Here is a 20,171-nt window from a genome sequence, read left to right on the forward strand (position 1 = left end):
CCTTCGCTGCTTGCCCGATTCCAAGGCCTCTCCTAAGCCTGCCGGATTATGGGCCACCCCGTCCGAATTGCGCCATCGATCCTTTCCGCTGACTTTGCGAAGCTCGGGGAAGAAGTCCGTGCGGTCGACGAAGCCGGCGCGGACTGGATCCATATCGACGTGATGGACGGGCATTTCGTGCCGAATCTCACGATCGGTGCTGGCGTCGTGAAGTCATTGCGTCCCCACACCCAGAAGCCCTTCGACGTGCATCTGATGATATCGCCGGTCGATCCGTTTCTCGAAGGGTTTGCCGAAGCGGGCGCGGATACGATCACCGTTCACCCCGAAGCCGGACCGCATGTCCACCGCACGGTGCAGCGGATCAAGGCGCTCGGCTGCCGCGCCGGAATCTCGCTCAATCCTGCCACGCCTGCGAAAACGCTCGATTATCTGCTCGAGGATATCGATCTCGTGCTCGTCATGAGCGTCAATCCCGGCTTTGGCGGCCAGAGTTTCATCGAGAGCCAGCTCAGGAAGATCGAGGCGATCCGCACCCGCATCGACAAGCTGGGCAAGCCGATCGATCTCGAGGTGGATGGCGGCATCGATGCGGACACCGCGCCGCGCGCGATTGCCGCGGGCGCCGACGCGCTGGTTGCCGGAACCGCAACCTTCCGGGGCGGGCCCGAACGCTATGCCGCCAATATCGCGGCGTTGCGGGGCGAGGCATGACGATCACCGGACGCATCGCCATGCCCGATGCCGCGACGGGCGACAGCATTGATGCCGGCCGCCGGTTGGTCCGGCTCGGCGATGGCGGGCTTTCGCTTTCGGAAAAGATGGCGACGCGGTTTCGCCGTTTCGTCTGGCGCACCCCGCTCCACCGGCTGCGGCTGCGCGGCAAGTTCCCGCTCAAGCTCGTTGCCGTCCCCGAAGATCCGATCCCCGGCGATCGTACGCGCGGCCAGGCGCTGCTTGAAGGCCGCGCGCTCTATCATGGCGCCCAGATCGGGCTCGCCGATCTCGATTTCGGCGCGCTCGACGTGCCCCATGGCCTCGCCGATTACCTGCAGAGCTTCGAATGGCTGCGCGATCTCGCCGCGGTGGCCGGGCGCGACGAAACCGCGCCCATCGCCGAAAAGCTGATGCGCAACTGGCTGGAAGCCTATGCGCCGAAAGTCGCCGAATCCGGCTGGGGCCCGGATATGTGGGGGCAGCGGATCTTCTTCTGGACGGCCTATGCGCCGCTGATCCTTTCGTCGACCGATCTCGTCTATCGCTCGACGGTGCTCAACACCCTGGCGCGCGGCGCCCGGCATCTCGATCGCGCGGCCACCAAGGAATCCCCCGGGCTCACCCAGGTGCGCGCCTGGGCCGGGATCGTCGGCGCCGGACTGCTCGTCCAGGGCGGCGAACCGCGCGTCGCGCGCGGAGAGGCCGGGCTCGCCCGTGCGCTCGCCCAGACATTGACGTCAGACGGTGGCGTCATCTGCCGCTCGCCGGTCTCCCAGCTTGCGCTGGTCGAGACGCTCGGCATGCTCCGCGCCGCCTATGATGTCCGGCGGATCGAATTTCCCCAGCCTTTTCAGAATGCTGTGAGCTTCGCCGTGCCGGCGCTGCTTGGCGTCACAATGGGCGATGGCGGGCTTTCGAGCTGGCAGGGCGGATTGCCGGTGCCGGCTGGGCGCGTCGCCGCCGCGGTCGAAGCGTCGGGCCATCGCGCGCTGCCGCTGCGCCATGCGCGCGACTGGGGCTATCAGCGGCTTGCGGCCGAAGACACGATCGCGATCGTCGACGCCGCGCCGCCGCCCTCGATGCGGCTCGAAACCGGGGGCTGCGCCTCGACCCTGGCCTTCGAAATGTCGCACGGGCCGCACCGGATCGTCGTCAATTGCGGCGGCGCCGGCGGCAGCCTGCTTCCGCCGGCGCTCGCCGAAGGCCTGCGGACCACCGCGGCCCATTCGACATTGGCGCTGGCCGACAGCAATTCGACCGCGCTCAACGGCGATGGATCGCTGGGCCGCGGTGTCGTCGAGATCGAAATGAGCCGGCGCGACAGGAACGGGATCGCCCGGCTGGAAGCGAGCCATGACGGCTATGTCCAGCGCTACGGCTTTGTGCACCGCCGGCAAATCGGGCTTTCGAAGGAAGGCGACGAGCTGCGCGGCGAGGATGTGCTGCTACCCGGCGGCCGACACAAGGCGGAAAGCGCGGCCTTCGCAATCCGTTTCCATCTTGGCCCGGACGTCGACGTCACGCCGACTGCGGACAATCGCGGCGCGCTGCTGCGGATCGAGGGCGGCCCGGCCTGGCATTTCCGCTGCCGCGGGACGGGGCTGATGATCGACGAAAGCATCTGGATCGACGAGAAATCCCGCATCACCGAGACGAAGCAGCTCGTCCTTGCCGGCGAAACCGCGCCCGGCGGCGCGACGATCGGTTGGCTCTTCCGCCGCGCGGGCTAGGCCGCTAACAGGGCGGCCGATCCCGCCCCGTCAGACAATCAGGATTCTCCCATGAGCGACGTCAAAGTCACCCGCGCCCTGCTTTCGGTTTCGGACAAGAGCGGCCTTGCCGATCTCGGCCAGGCGCTCGCCCGCCACGGCGTCGAGCTGGTTTCGACCGGCGGCACCGCCAAGGCGCTGCGCGATGCCGGGCTCGACGTGCGGGATATTTCGGATCTCACCGGCTTTCCCGAGATGATGGATGGCCGGGTGAAGACCTTGCACCCCAAGGTGCATGGCGGTCTGCTCGCCGTGCGCGACAATGCCGAGCATGTCGCGGCGATGGAAGCGCACGATATCGGCGCGATCGATCTGGTGATCGTCAATCTCTATCCCTTTGCCGCGACCGTCGCGCGCGGCGCGGACCGGCCCGACATCATCGAGAATATCGATATCGGCGGCCCGTCCATGGTCCGCTCGGCGGCGAAGAACCATGCCCATGTCGCGATCGTCACCGATCCCGCCGATTATGGCGAGCTGGTCGAGGCGCTGGATGCGAGCGGCGGCATGACGTCACTCGATTTCCGCAAGCGATTGGCCGCCAAGGCTTTTTCCGCGACGGCGACCTATGATTCGATGATCGCCAGCTGGTTTTCCTTCGCCGACCAGGCGCAGATGTTCCCCGAGCGGCTGCAACTGCCGCTGCGTCACAAGCAGGAATTGCGCTACGGCGAAAACCCGCACCAGGTCGCGGCGCTCTACGTCCCGGAAATGCCGGGCGCGCCGGGGATCGCCCAGGCCGAGCAGCTGCAGGGCAAGGAACTCAGCTATAATAATTTCAACGATGCCGATGCCGCGCTCGAGCTGGTCGCCGAATTCGACGCCGCAACCCCGGCCTGCGTGATCGTCAAACACGCCAATCCCTGCGGCGTGGCCGTCGCGGGCTCGCTGCGCGAGGCCTATGAGCAGGCCTTTGCCTGCGACACGGTTTCGGCGTTCGGCGGGATCGTCGCGCTCAATCGGCCGCTTGATGCGGAAACCGCGCGGGCGATCACCGAGATCTTCACCGAAGTCGTGATCGCGCCCGAGGCCGACGAGGCGGCGAAGGAAATTTTCGCGGCGAAGAAGAATCTTCGCCTGATGCTGACCGGCGGCTTCGCCGATCCGAAGCGGCCGGGGCTGCAGATCAAGACGATCGCCGGCGGCGTCCTCATCCAGTCGCGCGACAATGGCTCGATTTCGAAGGACGATCTCCAGGTCGTCACCGAACGTCAGCCGAGCGAGCAGGAACTGGCCGATTGCCTGTTCGCCTGGACGGTGGCCAAGCACGTCAAGTCGAACGCGATCGTTTACGCCAGGGACGGCGCGACCGCGGGCGTCGGCGCCGGGCAGATGAACCGCATGGAATCGGCGCGCATCGCCGCGTGGAAAGCCCGGGATGCCGCCGAGAAGGCCGGCTGGGCGGAATCGCGGACGATCGGCTCGGCCGTCGCGTCGGATGCGTTTTTCCCCTTCGCGGACGGCCTCATGACGGCAGTCGAAGCCGGCGCGACCGCGGTGATCCAGCCCGGCGGCTCGATCCGCGACGACGAGGTGATCGCTGCGGCCAACGAGGCCGGGCTCGCCATGGTCTTCACCGGCATGCGGCATTTCCGGCACTAGCTTGTCAGGCCTTCGCTAGCGCTCGACCGCCCGGTCGAGTCTGACAAACACATCGCCGCCTGAAATCAGCTCTTCTTCCCGGCGCCGAGCTTGAAGAGCATCCGGTCTTCCGGGCCGAAGCCGCGATACCAGATGATCAGGCAATAGACCGAGAGCACGACCGGCACGCCGATCACGAGTTCGCTCCATTCGGGGATCAGGGTCGCGAGCCAGCCGAGCAGGGTCGCTGCGGCGGTCGCCCAGACCAGCGCCCAGCGCCACGGGCTGACCGGCGCGCCCAGCAGCCGCGAGAGCAGCCGTGCCTTGGCGATCGAGGCGAGGCCCAGCGCCAGCATCAGCGCGATCGCCGGGCCGGTCGCCTGATAGAGCGGCGGGAGCGCGAACTGGCGCATGATCAGGATGATCGCGACGCTGAGCGCCGCCTGGATCGCCAGCATGGCGCAGGAAATCATGAGGTTGCGGTGCCGGGCGACGTAGATCAGCGCCGCTTCGGATACCGCGGCGGTCGCCGCCACGACCTCGGCCGCGAGCAGGAAGGCGAGCACGCCGGTGCCGCCGACGAACGTCGCGCCGACCAGGCCCATCCAGGCCTCGCCCGGAATGCCGAGCGCCAGCGCCACGCCGGCTTGCGCGGCGATGATCCAGAATCCGGCCTGCCGCACCTGCTTCGCCACCGCCGCCTTGTTGCCGTCGCGCAAATTCTGGGTGATCACCGGGCCGAGAATGGGATCGAAGCTGGTCTTCAGTTTTTGCGGCAATGACGCCAGTTGCTGCGCAACATAATAGATGCCGACGATCGCCGGCGAAAAGAACAGGCCGAGGATCGCGATGTCGATGCGGCGCGACACCCATTCGATGGCGTCGGCGCCGGCCATCGGCAGGTTGCGCCAGGCGAGCTTCAGGATCCGCACGGGATTGGGCCGCCATCCGCGCGGCAGGCCATAGCTTCGCAGCAGCGGCCAGAGCGAGGCGATGAGCGCCGCGAGCATCGAAAGCACATAGGCGAGGATCAGCCCGTCGCGCAGCGAATAGAAGGCGAGCGCGAAGGCGGCGATGCTGATCGTCCAGGGTTCGACGATCGCCCGGGCGCGCACCGTGGAGGCGATATCGTGGCGATAGGCGAGCGCGGCGAGCGCGATATCCGAGGCCGCGAGCGCGAAGATGGTCAGCGGCAGCAGCCGCTCGAAGCCGACGATCGGGCTGTTGGGGAACATCGCCTGGGGAAAGGCGAACAGGATCGATGCGGCGATGGCCGAGGCCACGAAACCCGCGACCATCGCGTCCCATACGACATCGACATGCGGCCGCGAGGTCGTCGAAAGCTGCTCCGCCAGCCCGCGCTTCAGGCCGAGCGTGGCGAGCTGCGCGGAAAATTCGACGACGATCACCGCATAGGCGAACACGCCGAGCGCCTCGGCGCCGTACCAGCGGCCGGCGATGAACAGGAACGGGATACGGGCGGCGAGCCGCAGCACGAAACCGAACAGATTGGTTTGCCCGCCCTTGGCGAGCGCGGCGATATCGGACGATTGGGTCATCGCGCGGCCTTCGTCCGATCCAGCCTTTCCATGGCGGGCGTGACGCTGACGCCATGCAGCAGGATAGAGATGAGGATTACCAGGCCGATCGTTCCCCACATGCGGCTCGGTTCCTCGAAGCTGCCATGGTTGATGCCGTAGGCGAAATAGAAAACCGAGCCCAGTCCGCGAATGCCGAAAAAGGAGATCACGGCGCGTTCCGCCCGGGGGATGGCGCTACCGGCCAGCGAAAGCCAGCCGACCGCCGGCCGTATGAGGAAGATCGCGGCAAGAGCGAAGGCGATATCGGCCCAGCCGAGAAGTGCGAACAGGCCGCCGGCGGTCATCATGCCGCCGAACACGACGAGCAGGCCCATCATCAGCAGCCGTTCGGTCTCGTCGGCGAAGTCGTGCAGTCGGACGTTGAACGCGTCGTCCGGGGCTGCGTGCCGGAGCATGAGCCCCGCGACGAACACGGCCAGAAAACCGTAGCCGTGCAGCATCTCGGTGCCCGCATAGATGGTCAGCGTGGCGGCCAACGCGACGAAGCCGTCGCCGGATTGCGAGAGCCGCCCGGTCTTGGGCAGCCGGTATATGATCCATCCCAGCAGGCGCCCGCCCCCCCATCCCAGCGCGCCGCCGATCACGAGTTTGAGGATGAGGGCGTCGAGCACCCATTCGCCCACCGCCGCGACCGTGGCGCCGCTTGCCGCCAGCGCGATCGCCAGGTGCACGAAGGGAAAGGCGAGGGCATCGTTGAGTCCGGCCTCCGAGGTCAGCGCGAACCGCGCCTCGTCATCCTGCGGGCTGTCGGGCTTTTCGATCTGGATGTCGGCGGCAAGCACGGGGTCGGTCGGCGCGAGCGCGGCGCCGAGCAGCAGCGCGGTCGCCGCGCCCACGCCGAACAGCAAATGCGCCGTCACGGCCAGCGCGACGATGGTCAGCGGCATGGCGATGCCGAGCAACCGCGCCGGTATCGCCCAGCTTCGCCAGTTCAGGGCGCGGTCGATCTTGAGGCCGGCGCCCATCAGCGAAATGATGACGATGAACTCCGCCGCCTTCTCGACCAGGATCGGCTGTTCGAGGGGATGGAGCGCATAAGGGGCGAACCGGTCGAACGAATAGATGCCCATGCCGATACCGACGCAGATGATCGGCAACGACAAGGGCAGGTGCCGGACGATCAGCGGCAGCCAGGCGACGAGGAAAATGAGCAGCCCGACGCCCATCAGAAAAGGAATGTAGAGCTGCTGGAAATCCTCTGACAGCGTGAAGAGCGTCAATGCGCCGCGCCCCAGCTTGGCCCCGTTCCGATATCGACGCCCAGCGGCACGCTGATCTTCACCAGCGGCTCGGCGGCTGACGCCATGACGTCACGAATCACGGAAGTGGCTGATTCTACGTCCTTTTCCGGAAGTTCGAAGACGAGTTCGTCATGCACCTGGAGCAGCATCTTCACGCTGCCAAGCCCGGCCTTGTCGAGCGCCGGGCCCATCCGCGCCATCGCCCGCTTGATGATGTCCGCGCTCGTGCCCTGGATCGGCGCGTTGATCGCAGCGCGTTCGCTGCCCTGGCGCTCATGCTGCGTCTTGCTTTTCAGGCGCGGGAAATGCGTCTTCCGCCCGAACAGGGTTTCGGTGAAGCCGGTTTCGCGCGCCATGGTCAGCGTGTCGGTGATATAGCGGCTGATCCCGGGGAAACGCTCGAAATAGCGGTCGATAATCTCCTGCGCTTCGTCCGGCGATATTTCGAGCCGTCCGGCGAGCCCCCAGCGCGAAATGCCGTAGAGAATCGCGAAATTGACGGTTTTCGCCCGGCCGCGCGTTTCGCGGTTGACCGCGCCGAACAGTTCCTCGGCGGTGCGGTTGTGAATGTCCTCGCCGGCTTCGAACGCCGTCTTCAATTGCGGCACGTCCGCCATATGCGCGGCGAGGCGCAGCTCGATCTGGCTGTAATCCGCGGCAAGGATCACATTGCCGGGCTCGGCGACGAAGGCGTGGCGGATCTGGCGGCCGATCTCGGTGCGGATCGGGATATTCTGGAGATTGGGTTCGGTCGAGGCGAGCCGGCCGGTCTGCGCGCCGGTCAGGCTGTAGCTGGTATGGACGCGGCCGGTCTTCGGGTTGATCTGCGCCTGCAGCGCGTCGGTATAGGTGGATTTCAGCTTCGAAAGCTGGCGCCAGTCGAGAATCTTCTGCGCGATCGGTTCGCCGTCGCGCGCCAGCCGCTCCATCTCGTTGACATCGGTGGACCAGACGCCGGACTTGCCCTTGCGCCCGCCCTTCAGGCCCATCTTGTCGAACAGGATCTCGCCCAGCTGCTTGGGGCTGCCGATCGTGAACTTCTCGCCGGCGATATCGTGGATCTCGCCCTCGGTGACGTCCATCTGCTCGGCGAATTCGGCCGAAAGCCGGGCCAGCTCCTCGCGGTCGACCTTGATGCCCGCGCATTCCATGCCCGCGATCACCGGCACCAGCGGCCGGTCGACAAGCTCATAGACCCGCGTCACCCGGTCCGCCGACAGCCGCGGCTTCAGCCGTTTCCACAGGCGCAGGGTAACGTCGGCATCCTCGCCCGCATATTCGGTCGCCCGGTCCAGCGGCACTTCGGAAAATTCGATCTTCTTCTTGCCGGTGCCGACCATGTCCTTGAACTTCAGGCATGTGTGGCCGAGGAACAGTTCGGCGATCTCGTCCATGCCATGGCCGTGCAGCCCGGCCTCGAGGTCGAAGCTCATGACGATCGTGTCGTCGAGCGGCGCGATGCGGATATCGTGCTGGGCGAGCACGCCGATATCATATTTGAGATTCTGGCCGATTTTGAGGACCGCCGGGTCTTCGAAGAGCGCCTTCAGCTTGGCGAGCGCGGTATCGAGCGGAACCTGGTCGGGATTTTCGCCGAGCAGGTCGCCGCCGCCATGGCCGAGCGGAATATAGCAGGCCTTGCCCGGCGCCGTCGCCAGGCTGACGCCGACCAGCCGCGCGGTCACCGATTCGAGGCTGTCGGTTTCGGTGTCGACGGCGACATAGCCGCTATGCCGGGCGTCCGCGATCCAGCGGTCGAGCGCGGCTTCGTCGGTCACGGTTTCATAGGCGCTGCGATCGACCGGCGGTTCGTCCCCGGTTTCGGCGCCGTCGGCTTCCACCGAATGCTGGGCCCTTTCGGGGGCGGCGTCGGCCGCGCCGAGCCGGGTCAGCAGCGATTTGAAGCCGTGATGCTGGAGAAAGGCCTTGAGCGGATCTTCGGGGATGCCCTTGAGCGCGAAATCCTCGAGCGGTTCGGGAAGCTCGCAATCTTCCTTCAAGGTGACGAGGATGCGCGAGAGCCGGGCATTCTCGGCATGCTCGATCAGATTGTCGCGCATCTTGGATTTCTTCATCTCGGGTGCGGCGGCGAGCACGGCTTCGACATCGCCATATTCGATGATCAGCTTGGACGCGGTTTTCGGCCCGATGCCCGGCACGCCGGGAATATTGTCCGAACTGTCGCCCATCAGCGCCAGCACATCGCCGAGCTTGTCCGGCTCGACGCCGAATTTCTCGAGCACATGCTCGCGGCCGAGCTTGCGGTCGTTCATCGTGTCGTAGAGATCGAGCCCCGGTTCTATGAGCTGCATCAGATCCTTGTCGGAACTGACGATGGTGACCTTCCAGCCCTCTTTCAGCGCTTCCTTGGCATAGGTGGCGATGATGTCGTCGGCCTCGACGCCATCCTCTTCGAGGCAGGGCAAGGAAAAGGCGCGGGTCGCATCCCGGATCATCGGGAATTGCGGGACGAGATCCTCGGGCGGCGGCGGCCGGTGCGCCTTGTACTGGTCGTAAAGATCGTTGCGGAAGGTGTGCGATCCCGCGTCGAGGATCACCGCCATGTGCGTCGGCCCGTCCTCGGCGTTGAGCTGGTCGACAAGCTTCCAGAGCATCGTCGTATAGCCATAGACCGCGCCGACCGGTTCGCCATGCTGGTTGGTCAGCGGCGGCAGCCGGTGATAGGCGCGGAAAATATAGCTCGACCCGTCGACGAGATAGAGATGCTTCTCTTCAGACACCGAGCGGCTCTAGCCGATGGGGCGCGCCGGGCAAAGACTTTCAGGGCGCGAGAACCGTGTCCTCGGCGGCGGGGAGCGTGTCGGGAAAGTCGGTCGTGAAATGCAGGCCGCGGCTCTCGTGCCGGGAAAGCGCGGATTCGACGATCAGCGCGGCGACTTCGATCAGGTTGCGCAATTCGATCAGATCGGGCGTGACGCGGAAATTGCCGTAATATTCGTCGACTTCGCTGCGCAGCAATTCCACACGGTGCTGGGCGCGCTGCAGGCGTTTCGTGGTCCGGACGATGCCGACATAATCCCACATGAAGCGGCGGATTTCGCGCCAGTTATGCTGCACCACGACTTCCTCGTCGGAATCGGTGACGCGGCTTTCGTCCCAGGGCTGCACCTCGGGCGGCGCGGGCAGTTCGTCCCAGTGCGCGGCGATATGGCGGGCCGCCGCCTCGCCGAACACGAAACATTCGAGCAGCGAGTTGGAGGCGAGGCGATTGGCGCCGTGGAGCCCCGATTCGCTGACCTCGCCCGCGGCATAGAGGCCCGGCAGGTCGGTCCGCCCGTCGAGATCGATCAGCACGCCGCCGCAGGTATAATGTTGCGCGGGGACGACCGGGATCGGCCCCTTGGTCATGTCGATACCGAGCCCGAGCAGCTTTTCATGGATGTTCGGGAAATGCTCCTTCACGAATTCCGGCTCGCGGTGCGAGATATCGAGATGGACGTAATCGAGGCCCAGCCGCTTGATCTCATGGTCGATGGCGCGGGCGACGACGTCGCGCGGCGCGAGCTCGGCGCGCTCGTCGAAATCGGGCATGAAGCGATAGCCGGGATCGGGCGCGTCGCCGGGCAGTTTCAGCTGCCCGCCCTCGCCGCGCACGGCCTCGGTGATGAGGAAGTTCTTGACCTCCAGATTATAGAGGCAGGTCGGGTGGAACTGCATGAATTCCATGTTCGATACGCGGCAGCCGGCGCGCCAGGCCATGGCGATGCCGTCTCCGGTGGCGCCGCGCGGCGCGGTGCTGAACAGATAGGTGCGGCCCGCCCCGCCGGTGGCGAGGATCGTCGCGCGCGCGGTATGCGCCTCGACATGGCCGGTCGCCTTGTTGAAGGCATAGGCGCCCCAGACATGGTCTTCGCCCCTGGGGCTCGCGACGTGACGGTCGATGATCAGGTCGATCGCCACCATGTCCGGAACGAGCGTGATGTTGGGATTGGCCTCGGCCGCGCGCTCCAGCGCCTCCTGCACGGCCCAGCCGGTGGCGTCGTCGACATGGACGATACGGCGGTGCGAATGCCCGCCTTCGCGCGTCAGATGCAGGTCGCCGTCATCTTCATGGGTGAAGGGAACGCCGAGCCGGATCAGCCGGCCGATCGCCTCGGGCGCGTTTTCGACCACGAACTCGACCGTCTCCCTGCGGTTGAGCCCGGCGCCCGCGACCATCGTGTCCTCGATATGGCTGTCGAACGTATCGCCGGGTTCCAGCACCGCCGCGATCCCGCCCTGCGCCCAGGCCGTCGACCCGCCCGAGAGCGCGCCCTTGGCCATGACGAGAACCTTGTGCGTTTCCGCCAGCGTGATCGCCGCCGTCAGTCCTGCCGCGCCCGAGCCGATGATCAGGACGTCGTGGTCGTTCACCCGCTGCCCTCGAAATCGCAGCTGAAGCTTGCCCGGTCGGCATCGCCATAGGCTTCGTGCAGGCTGTAGACGGGGACGTAGTCCTGTTCGGCATTGTAAGGCCCTTCGACGCTTTCGCCGGCCCGCACCGGGAAGCCGGCCGCCCGAAGCGCGGGCGCGGCCTCTGCGGGCGGCACGTCGAAAACGATGCTCAGATCCCAATTATATCCGACATGCCAGGAGGCGATTTCGCCGACCGGCAGGCCCAGCCATGTGCCCTGGACCGGAATGCGCAACAAGGTGCTGCCGTCGTCGAGCCGCTCCGCCGCTGCTTCGCCAAAGGCCGGGCGATAGGCGTCGGGGATGACGATTTCGCCGGTGCGCGCTTCGGCGAGGGGATCGTCCGACCGGGCCCACAGGCTCTGATCGAGGGCGTCCAGCGCGGCGGCGCGGACGCAATTGGCCGGATCGCTATAGGCGAACAGATCGTCGAGCGCCGGTGCCGCAGGCGATGCGTCGCCGGTATTGGCCGCCGGTGCCGTGTCGCCGGCCCCGTCGCCGGTATCGGCGGACGTGCCGCTGCCGCAGGCGGCGACGAGCAGAAAAGCGGATGTCAGAAGAACGGCCCGTTTCATGCGCTTGCCTTTTCGCGGGTCAGGTTCAGGAACACGTCCTCGAGATCGGCCTCGCGCGTCGTCACGTCGATGATCGTGTGGCCCGCCTCGCCGAGCGCGGTGAGCACCTCGCCGGCATTCACCTTGTCCTTGCGATAGGTGATCGTCATCGTGTTGCGATCGACCTTCTCGACCTTCTCGAAACAGCTCTGGGCGGGCAGCGTTTCGATATCCTTTTCGACGGTGACGACCACCGCCTTTTCCTGCGCCATGTTGACGAGCTCGCGGGTCGGCTGGTCGGCGATCACCTTGCCATGGTTGATGATCGCGATTCGGTCGCAAAGCTCCTCGGCTTCTTCCAGATAGTGCGTCGTCAGCACGACCGTGATTCCCGAGGCGTGCAGCTCGCGCACATATTCCCACAGCTGCTGGCGCAGATCGATATCGACGCCCGCGGTCGGCTCGTCGAGGACCAGCACCGGCGGCGAGTGGACCATCGCCTTGGCGACCATCAGCCGCCTTTTCATGCCGCCCGAAAGCGTCCGCGAATAGGCCCGGGCCTTGTCCTCCAGATGCACGGCGCGCAGCAGCTCCATCGTCCGCCGCTTCGCCCTGGGCACCGCGTACATGCCGGCCTGGATGTCGAGCGTCTCGGCGGGCGTGAAGAAGGGATCGAAGGTGATTTCCTGGTTGACGATGCCGATCGAGGCCTTGGCGTTGCGAGGATTCTCGTCGATGTCGAACCCCCAGACCGAGGCCTTGCCCTCGGTCTTGTTGACCAGCCCGCCCAGGATATTGATCAGCGTCGATTTGCCCGCGCCGTTGGGGCCGAGCAGCCCGTAGATCGCGCCGCGCGGTACGGTGAGGTCGACGGTATCGAGGGCCTTGAAGCCGCCTTGATATATCTTGGTGACGGCTTCGATCTTGATGGCAGCTTCGCTCATGGGGTGTGCGCATAGCGCGTTGCGGGAACTTCGCAAAGCGGCGCCGCGCCAGTTTTTCCTTGGGGTTCGTTAATCATGAGTTTCAGGACTTTATTTGCCCTGGCCGTGCCATACGGCTTTTGTGGGAATGGGCATTATCTTGTCGCGCCGTGGCGCGTGGATTTCTTGTGCAGCATTGGCATTGCTGGCCGCCGCGCCCGCGCGGGCCGGTGACGGCGCCAGCACGGGCCGCGCGGAAATTTCGAGCGGGCTGACGGTCGTCCGGATCGCCGATCTGGATTTCGGCACGATCATCCCGAGCGGCGCCAACGGGCGCGTGACGATCAACCGCAACACCGGGGCCTGCGCCGCGCAGGCCGGGGCCACCCTGATCGGTTCCGATTGCCGCCGCGCCGAGTTTCTCGTCACCGGCGCGCCCTCCGCTTCGGTCAGCGTCGGTATCGATCCGGCGCCGATCACGCTGACGCGCATCGGCGGCGGCGCGACGATGGAGATGGATCAGCTGCGCGTGAATGCGGGCCCCAACAAATCGATCGGGGCGGCCGGAACGCTCACCTTTTACGCCGGCGGACGGCTGCAGGTCGGCGCCGGCCAGATGCCCGGCGTCTACGAAGCGACCTTCGCGGTTTCCGTCGACTATCAATAGCAGGGGCGGGCGCGCCATCGCGGCGCACGCGCGGCAATCGTCCTAGAAATAGGTGACGATGATCGTGAACTCGCCCTCATACAGGCCCGGCTGCTGATTCGCGCCGACCTGAAGCGTGCCGCCGACCCGGAGATCGAGCAGGCCCGCCGATGTGAGGAAGCGGTTGACCGGGCCGTTGAGCGTCAGCTGGCTGACATTCATGCTCGCGCCGCCGCCGACGCGATCGAGCACGGGCAGCGGCCCGCGATTGACCCGGACGAATTGCAGCGGCCCGCCATAGGTCCAGAATTGCGCGGCCTGGCCGCCCGCGCCCACCGGCGTGACGCCGCCGGTCGTGGTGCGGGCGTCGGTATAGGCGTTGATGACGACGGTGCCGGGCGCGCCGCCGGAAAGCATGGCGCCGAATTCGAGGTCGCTGACATTGACGAGCTGGAGCGGCAGCACGATCACGGCGCCCGCTTCGGCGTCGTCGTCCGCCGCGTGCACGGCGGCGACCGGGCCGAAAGCCAGAATGGAGGCCATGACGGCCTTGTGCCAAAAACGTTTCATCTATCCCCCCGGATCAGATCGCCCTTTTTGCGGATCAGACTGAAGATCATGTGAAATGCTGTGGTTAACGCGGGTGTAATGATCGCCGCTTTGTAAAGATCGTCTTAAGCACGTCCTTCAAAACGGATTTAAGGACCGCCCCGCTATCCCTTGCCCATGATGTGGAAAGGTTTTTCAGGGTTCTGGCGCGCGATCGCCCATGATTTCGTCGCTGCGGCGGCGCAGGCGGCGGACACGTTCAAGTCCGGCCCGGCCTGATCGCCGCGCGAGGCGCTGCATATCCGACATTGCGAAAAGCGGCGCGTGAGCGATTGCGCGGCCCGGCGGCTGTTGCTATTCGCTCGCCCGTCATGATCGATCCGCCCGAAACCCTGCGTGTCACCACCTCGCGCGTCGCTTGCGACGGCGCGAGCGATATTCCCGGCGGCGCCGCGCTCGGCCATCCGCGCGTCTGGCTGGAGATCGACGAGGCGGGTTTCGTCGATTGCGGCTATTGCGACCGGCGCTTCGTGCTGATCGGCGGTCCGGCCGATACCGCGCCGCCTCCCGCGGCCGAAACCGACAAGGGTGTATCCGCGGAATAAACGCCTTATATCCGGTGGCATGACATTCGCACCCGATCCCCGCTCGCTCCTTTATCGTCCCGATGCTCTCGATCCCGATGCCGCCAAGCGGCTGACGGCGGATATCCTGGGCACCGCCGACGATGGCGAACTCTATCTCCAATATAGCGCCAGCGAGGCCTTCGCCTTCGACGACGGACGCCTGAAAACGGCCGATTATTCGACCGATGCCGGATTCGGCCTGCGCGGCGTATCGGGGGAAACCACGGCCTTCGCCCATGCCAACGAGATCAGCGAAGCCGCGATCCGGCGCGCGGGGGAAACCATGCAGTTGCTGGATCCGGCGAACCAGCCGCGCCAGGCGCCGCCGCGGCCGACCAACCGGCATCTCTATACCGAGGCCGATCCGCTCGCCCTGGTTCCCTTCGCGAAGAAGGTCGCGCTGTGCGAAGAAATCGATGCCGCGGCCCGCGCCCGCGATCCCCGCGTCGTGCAGGTCACGGCGGGGCTGTCGGGATCGTGGAGCGTCGTCGAGATCGTCCGCCCGGACGGCTATGTCGCCACCGATATCCGCCCGCTCGTCCGGCTCAATGTCAGCCTCGTCGTCGAGGAAAATGGCCGGCGCGAAACCGGCTTTTTCGGCATGGGCGGGCGCTATGTCTACGATCGGCTGTTCGAGCCGGAAAACTGGAACCGGGCGATCGACGAGGCGCTGGCCCAGGCGATCGTCAATCTTTCCTCCGAGGCCGCTCCGGCCGGCGAGATGCAGGTGGTGCTCGGCCCGGGCTGGCCCGGCGTGTTGCTGCACGAAGCCGTCGGCCATGGCCTCGAGGGCGATTTCAACCGCAAGGGCACGTCCGCCTTTTCCGGCCGGATCGGCGATCAGGTGGCTGCCTCTGGCGTGACCGTGGTCGATGACGGATCGATCGGGGAGCGGCGCGGCTCGCTGACCATCGACGATGAAGGCACGCCGACCGGCGAGACCGTGCTGATCGAGGACGGCATCCTCAAGGGCTATATGCAGGATCGGATGAACGCCCGGCTGATGGGCGTCGAGCCGACCGGCAATGGCCGCCGCGAAAGCTTCGCCTATGCGCCGATGCCGCGCATGACCAACACCTTCATGCGTGCCGGGGAGGACGATCCGGAAGAAATCCTGTCGCGCGTCAGGAACGGCATTTTCGCCAAAAGCTTCGGCGGCGGGCAGGTCGATATCACGAGCGGCAAATTCGTGTTCAGCTGCACCGAGGCCTATCGCGTGAAGAACGGCAAGCTCGGCACCCCGATCAAGGGCGCGACCCTGATCGGCGACGGGCCGAGCGTGCTCACCAAGGTGGCCGCGATCGGCAACGATCTCGCGCTCGACGAAGGCATCGGCATCTGCGGCAAGGCCGGCCAATCGATCCCCGCCGGCGTCGGGCAGCCGACCCTGCTGATCGACGGGCTCACGGTTGGGGGTACCGCCGCAGCTTAGTTATGTGGCTATGTCATAGAGAAATATGATTGTGGCGACCGCTGCAAGGATGGGTGACCAGCCTTCCATTGGTATGCTCATCGTGCGGTGCCGCGCCGGATAAACGAGCAGCTTGCGAAGCGCATATTTGGGGGACGCACGCTTTCTGGCGTTGTAGCGACAGCCGACATACCAGTTTATGGCTGCGGCCGAGGCCAAAGCGATGGCCCAATAATATGGGGTATCTTCAATGAGCGGCACAGCTTGGAGAATGATCCCGAAAACAGTGGCCGTTGAGAGCAAAATGACGAAGGTCAGATATCCCTTACCTTGCCACCAGACTATCATCATGACTTTGGCCTCCCCGGCGAAATGTTCTAACAAGGTGAGGTGAAAAGGCGAGGAAAGGCTTCGACGGCGGCTTGTCCGAGGATCGCCGCCAGTTTCTCTATATGCCCTTCATGCACAGCGAGGCGCTCGCCGACCAGGAACGGTCGCTCGCGCTCTTCGCGACGCTGGCCGACGGCAAGCCGCTCGCCTTCGCGCGCGAGCATCACGCGCTGATCGAGCGCTTCGGCCGCTTCCCGCATCGCAATGCCGCGCTCGGCCGCGAAACGCGGCCCGCGGAAAAAGAGGCTGTCGAGAAAGGCGCGGATTGGTAATGTCGGGCTGAAAGGATCGACCATGGCCGAATTCTTCGACGCGCTGACCGACAAGCATATCGCTTTCATCGAAAAGCAGCCGATGTTCTTCGTCGCGACGGCGGCGAAGGATGGGCGGATCAACCTGTCGCCCAAGGGCTATGATGCGTTTCGCGTGCTCGCGCCACGCCGCGTCGCCTATCTCGATCTCGGCGGGTCGGGCAACGAGACGCATGCGCATCTCGCCGCCGACGGCCGGATCACCATCATGTTCTGCGCCTTCGAAAATCCCGCGCTGATCTTCCGCATCTACGGCCGCGGCGTCCCTGTCTTGCCGCAGGATAAGGGCTGGGCCGATCTCGCGCCGCATTTCACCCTGCTCCCCGGCACGCGCCAGATTTTCGATATCCAGATCGAGAGCTGCCAGACGAGCTGCGGATGGGGCGTGCCGATGATGGAGCTTGTCCATGATCGGGAAACGCTCGCCAAATATCATGCGCAGTCGGACCCCGAAACCTGGACGGAAAAGATGCAGGATCGCACGACCAGTATAGACGGCCTGCCGACCCGGCCGACCGATCGCTATATCGGCGCGGAAAGCTAGGCCGTGGCGCTCGTCGAACTGGGCCGGTTTCCCAGCGGCATCGAGGCCGCGATCATCAGCGCGCGGCTGGAGGCGGACGGCATTCCCACCGCCTGTTTCGATACCGGGATGAACATTGCCGAAAGCGTCGGCATCATGATCCCGGTGCGGATCATGGTCGACGAGGAGGATCTCGAAGCGGCGCGCACAATTATCCGGGAGGCCGAGGCGCAATGAAGATCGCCCTGGCCCTGGGCGGCGGCGCCGGGCTCGGCTGGGCCCATATCGGGGTATTGCGGGCGCTCGAGGAAGCGGAGATCGAGGTCGGCGCGCTGGCCGGCACGTCGATCGGCGGCATCGTCGCGATCGCCCATGCAGCCGGCCGGCTCGATACGCTGGAAGAGCTCGCCCATTCGGCGTCCTCGGTGCGCGCGGTGCTGCGCTATCTCGGGCCGAACTGGCGCCCGGGCTCGGTGCTCAGCGGCAAGGCGATCGCCAAGCTCATCGAAGAGCATCTCGGCGATCTCAGTTTCGACACCCTCTCTATCCCGACCGCGGTGGTCGCGGCCGATCTCATCTCGGGCGATCCGGTCGTCCTCGATAGCGGCCCGGTCTGCGATGCGATCCATGCGACGATCGCGCTGCCGGGAATTTTCCAGCCGGTCGTGCGCGACGGCCAGGTGCTGTCGGATGGCGGCGCCGTGATGCCGGTGCCCGTGCGCCCGGCGCGCGATCTCGGCCCCGGCCTGCCGGTCATCGCGATCAACCTGCAGGGCGATTATGGTGCGCGCCGTGCTGCGGTCGGCCTGGCCGACGGCGAAGCCCCGCGCGTGACGACGCTTTCCATTGTGCGCAGCGCGACCGGCCTGATGCTTTCCAACCTCGCGCGGCTTTCCATCGATCGCGATCCCCCCGATTTCGAGCTGGCCTTGCCGGTGGGCCATATCGACGTCTCCAACTTCACCCGCGCGGAGGAACTGATCGGCATCGGCCGCCGGGCCGTATCCGATTCGCTGGAAGACATCGAAGCCTTGGCTAACATTTGATTGAAAATTTTTCGATTGCCGAAGCGCAAGGAAAACAGCCGGTTCCCGGGAAAAATATAATTTTGTTATAAGGAATACGGCTTTTTTATAGCCTTTCCCATTTGACAGATATGTTGCGATGCAGCAATCTTCGGTCAGACAGGGAGGCAGTATGAAACTTATCATAGCAATCATAAAACCATTTAAGCTGGACGAGGTGCGAGAAGCCTTGTCCGAAGTGGGCGTCCAGGGGATGACCGCGATCGAGGCCAAGGGGTTCGGTCGGCAAAAGGGTCAAACCGAGGTTTACCGCGGCGCCGAGTATGAAACCAACATGGTTCCCAAGATCCGGATCGAGACGGTGGTGGCCGACGACCTTGCCCCGCGCGTGGTCGAGGCGATCGCCGCGGCCGCCAAGACCGACTCGATCGGCGACGGCAAGATTTTCACGCTCGATGTCGGTGGTGCGCTGCGAATTCGCACCGGCGAAACAGACGACACGGCTCTGTAAGGGGGATTATGATGCGATTTCTTACCAAAATGACGGCTCTCGGCGTGGCAGCGCTCGCTGCCGCGCCAGCATGGGCACAGGAAGCGGCGGAGGCTGCGGCCGAAGCGGCTCCCGCGGTGCCCAATCCCGGTAACAATGCCTGGATGATGACGGCGACGATCCTCGTCCTGCTCATGATCCTCCCGGGCCTCGCTTTGTTCTACGGCGGCCTTACCCGCACCAAGAACATGCTCTCGACGATGACGCAGGTCGGCGCGGTTTCCGCGCTCGCGATGATCATCTGGGTTATCTACGGCTACAGCACGGCCTTCGGCCCCGAAGGCAATGCCTATTTCAGCTGGGGCAACCTGTTCCTCGCCCAGACGACGCCGGACAGCACGGCGGCGACATTCTCGGACGAGGTTATTTCCGAATATGTCTTCATCAGCTTCCAGATGACCTTCGCGGCGATCACCGCGGCCCTCGTGCTCGGCGGTATCGTCGAACGCACGAAATTCGCCGCGGTCATGCTGTTCACGGCGATCTGGCTGACCATCGTCTATTTCCCGATCGCGCACATGGTGTGGGCGGGCGGCGGCCTTCTCTTCGAGATGGGCGCTCTCGACTTCGCCGGCGGCACCGTGGTTCACATCAATGCCGGTGTCTCGGCGCTGGTGGCCGCGATGATCTTCGGCAAGCGCACCGGCTATCCGAAAGAGCCGATGCCTCCGCACTCGCTGACGATGACGATGATCGGCACCGGTCTGCTCTGGGTCGGCTGGTTCGGCTTCAACGCCGGGTCGGAACTCGAAGCCGACGGCACCGCCGGTCTCGCGATGATCAACACCTTCGTCGCCACCGCCTCGGCGGGCCTGTTCTGGATGCTTGCGGAAGCCCTTTCGGGCCGCAAGGGTTCGGCGCTGGGCTTCTGCTCGGGCGTTATCGCCGGCCTCGTCGCGGTCACACCGGCCGCCGGAAACTCCGGCCCGTTCGGTGCCCTCGTCCTCGGCGCCGTGGCGGCCATCGTCTGCTACTTCGCCGTGGCGGTCATCAAGCCCAAGCTCGGCTATGACGACTCGCTCGACGCCTTCGGCATCCACGGCATCGGCGGCATGATCGGCGCCATCGGCACCGGCATCGTCTACCAGCCGATGTTCGGCGGACCCGGCGACGGTTCCACGGCCATGGGCGCCCAGGTGACGACGCAGATCATCGCCGTGCTGGTTGCCATTGTCTGGGCAGCCGTGGGCACCGCAATCGCCGCCTTCATCGCCAAGATCGTCACCGGCGGTCGGGTCAGCGAAGAAGCCGAACGCGAGGGTCTCGACCTCGCCGAACATGGCGAACGCGCTTACAATTACTAAGAGGTTCGTTCCCGCGAATAACTGGGCCGGTGGAGCA

At 65.4% G+C, this 20,171-nt stretch carries 19 protein-coding genes and 1 pseudogene; 12 read left to right on the top strand and 8 right to left on the bottom strand.

The features are described from left to right. Nucleotides 1–48 precede the first annotated feature (48 nt). From rpe to purH, 3 genes are read left to right on the top strand one after another with little or no spacing between them, the layout of a single operon-like run. Nucleotides 49–714 carry a ribulose-phosphate 3-epimerase gene (rpe, locus tag H6P80_RS01735; protein ID WP_185799622.1) on the top strand — a complete coding sequence of 222 codons (666 nt, stop codon included), beginning with the start codon at nucleotides 49–51 and terminating at the stop codon, nucleotides 712–714. Further along, nucleotides 711–2,447 carry a heparinase II/III family protein gene (locus H6P80_RS01740; RefSeq protein ID WP_185799623.1) on the top strand — a complete coding sequence of 579 codons (1,737 nt, stop codon included), beginning with the start codon at nucleotides 711–713 and terminating at the stop codon, nucleotides 2,445–2,447. The genes rpe and H6P80_RS01740 overlap by 4 nt, the downstream gene beginning before the upstream one ends. Nucleotides 2,448–2,498: 51 nt before the next feature. Further along, nucleotides 2,499–4,088, top strand: a complete 1,590-nt coding sequence (purH, locus tag H6P80_RS01745; RefSeq protein ID WP_185799624.1) for a bifunctional phosphoribosylaminoimidazolecarboxamide formyltransferase/IMP cyclohydrolase — start codon at nucleotides 2,499–2,501, stop codon at nucleotides 4,086–4,088. A 65-nt stretch (nucleotides 4,089–4,153) separates the two neighbouring features. Here the strand turns inward: purH and H6P80_RS01750 are convergent, their stop codons facing one another. The 6 genes from H6P80_RS01750 to H6P80_RS01775 are packed head-to-tail and all read right to left on the bottom strand — an operon-like array spanning nucleotide 4,154 to nucleotide 12,820. Next, complete coding sequence (locus H6P80_RS01750; protein WP_185799625.1) at nucleotides 4,154–5,626, bottom strand: lipopolysaccharide biosynthesis protein; 1,473 nt, start codon at nucleotides 5,624–5,626, stop codon at nucleotides 4,154–4,156. Next, a complete protein-coding gene (locus tag H6P80_RS01755) occupies nucleotides 5,623–6,888 on the bottom strand; it encodes a cation:proton antiporter (protein ID WP_235973690.1) in 1,266 nt (421 codons plus the stop codon). The genes H6P80_RS01750 and H6P80_RS01755 overlap by 4 nt, the downstream gene beginning before the upstream one ends. Next, entirely contained in the window at nucleotides 6,885–9,650 is a 2,766-nt protein-coding gene (gene polA, locus H6P80_RS01760; RefSeq protein ID WP_185799626.1) for a DNA polymerase I, read from the bottom strand. The genes H6P80_RS01755 and polA overlap by 4 nt, the downstream gene beginning before the upstream one ends. A gap of 40 nt (nucleotides 9,651–9,690) precedes the next feature. Beyond that, entirely contained in the window at nucleotides 9,691–11,283 is a 1,593-nt protein-coding gene (nadB, locus tag H6P80_RS01765; protein ID WP_185799627.1) for an L-aspartate oxidase, read from the bottom strand. Beyond that, on the bottom strand, nucleotides 11,280–11,897 hold the full coding sequence (locus H6P80_RS01770; protein WP_185799628.1) for a hypothetical protein: 618 nt from the start codon (nucleotides 11,895–11,897) through the stop codon (nucleotides 11,280–11,282). Before H6P80_RS01770 ends, nadB begins: the two co-directional genes overlap by 4 nt. Next, nucleotides 11,894–12,820 carry an ABC transporter ATP-binding protein gene (locus tag H6P80_RS01775; protein ID WP_185799629.1) on the bottom strand — a complete coding sequence of 309 codons (927 nt, stop codon included), beginning with the start codon at nucleotides 12,818–12,820 and terminating at the stop codon, nucleotides 11,894–11,896. Before H6P80_RS01775 ends, H6P80_RS01770 begins: the two co-directional genes overlap by 4 nt. Before the next feature lie 175 nt (nucleotides 12,821–12,995). Between H6P80_RS01775 and H6P80_RS01780 the strand changes: the two genes are divergently transcribed. Further along, entirely contained in the window at nucleotides 12,996–13,466 is a 471-nt protein-coding gene (locus H6P80_RS01780; protein WP_185799630.1) for a DUF4402 domain-containing protein, read from the top strand. Nucleotides 13,467–13,508: 42 nt separating this feature from the next. On the opposite strand, the gene H6P80_RS01785 is transcribed toward H6P80_RS01780, so the two are convergent. Beyond that, entirely contained in the window at nucleotides 13,509–14,015 is a 507-nt protein-coding gene (locus H6P80_RS01785; RefSeq protein WP_185799631.1) for a DUF4402 domain-containing protein, read from the bottom strand. Nucleotides 14,016–14,365: 350 nt separating this feature from the next. Here H6P80_RS01785 and H6P80_RS01790 point away from each other — a divergent pair, with 350 nt between their 5' ends. Continuing rightward, nucleotides 14,366–14,599 carry a zinc-finger domain-containing protein gene (locus H6P80_RS01790; RefSeq protein WP_185799632.1) on the top strand — a complete coding sequence of 78 codons (234 nt, stop codon included), beginning with the start codon at nucleotides 14,366–14,368 and terminating at the stop codon, nucleotides 14,597–14,599. Between the two features lie 19 nt (nucleotides 14,600–14,618). Beyond that, complete coding sequence (tldD, locus tag H6P80_RS01795; protein ID WP_185799633.1) at nucleotides 14,619–16,052, top strand: metalloprotease TldD; 1,434 nt, start codon at nucleotides 14,619–14,621, stop codon at nucleotides 16,050–16,052. Here the strand turns inward: tldD and H6P80_RS01800 are convergent, their stop codons facing one another. Further along, nucleotides 16,053–16,382, bottom strand: a complete 330-nt coding sequence (locus H6P80_RS01800; RefSeq protein ID WP_185799634.1) for a hypothetical protein — start codon at nucleotides 16,380–16,382, stop codon at nucleotides 16,053–16,055. It lies immediately after the preceding gene. 62 nt (nucleotides 16,383–16,444) lie between these two features. Here H6P80_RS01800 and H6P80_RS01805 point away from each other — a divergent pair. The 6 genes and pseudogenes from H6P80_RS01805 to H6P80_RS01830 form a co-directional block, all read left to right on the top strand. Further along, nucleotides 16,445–16,693 (top strand): annotated as a pseudogene (locus H6P80_RS01805) (DUF924 family protein); the annotation flags it as partial. Nucleotides 16,694–16,715: 22 nt separating this feature from the next. After that, nucleotides 16,716–17,276 carry a pyridoxamine 5'-phosphate oxidase family protein gene (locus H6P80_RS01810; protein ID WP_185799636.1) on the top strand — a complete coding sequence of 187 codons (561 nt, stop codon included), beginning with the start codon at nucleotides 16,716–16,718 and terminating at the stop codon, nucleotides 17,274–17,276. 3 nt (nucleotides 17,277–17,279) lie between these two features. Next, nucleotides 17,280–17,492, top strand: coding sequence for a putative signal transducing protein (locus H6P80_RS01815; RefSeq protein WP_185799637.1), 213 nt, complete (start codon nucleotides 17,280–17,282; stop codon nucleotides 17,490–17,492). Further along, on the top strand, nucleotides 17,489–18,301 hold the full coding sequence (locus H6P80_RS01820) for a patatin-like phospholipase family protein (protein WP_185799638.1): 813 nt from the start codon (nucleotides 17,489–17,491) through the stop codon (nucleotides 18,299–18,301). Before H6P80_RS01815 ends, H6P80_RS01820 begins: the two co-directional genes overlap by 4 nt. A gap of 151 nt (nucleotides 18,302–18,452) precedes the next feature. Further along, nucleotides 18,453–18,791 carry a P-II family nitrogen regulator gene (locus tag H6P80_RS01825; protein WP_185800937.1) on the top strand — a complete coding sequence of 113 codons (339 nt, stop codon included), beginning with the start codon at nucleotides 18,453–18,455 and terminating at the stop codon, nucleotides 18,789–18,791. Nucleotides 18,792–18,799: 8 nt separating this feature from the next. Beyond that, complete coding sequence (locus tag H6P80_RS01830; protein WP_407947214.1) at nucleotides 18,800–20,134, top strand: ammonium transporter; 1,335 nt, start codon at nucleotides 18,800–18,802, stop codon at nucleotides 20,132–20,134. The last annotated feature ends 37 nt before the right edge of the window (nucleotides 20,135–20,171 follow it).

It is taken from the genome of Parasphingopyxis marina, from assembly GCF_014237875.1.
GTDB classification, from domain to species: domain Bacteria; phylum Pseudomonadota; class Alphaproteobacteria; order Sphingomonadales; family Sphingomonadaceae; genus Parasphingopyxis; species Parasphingopyxis marina.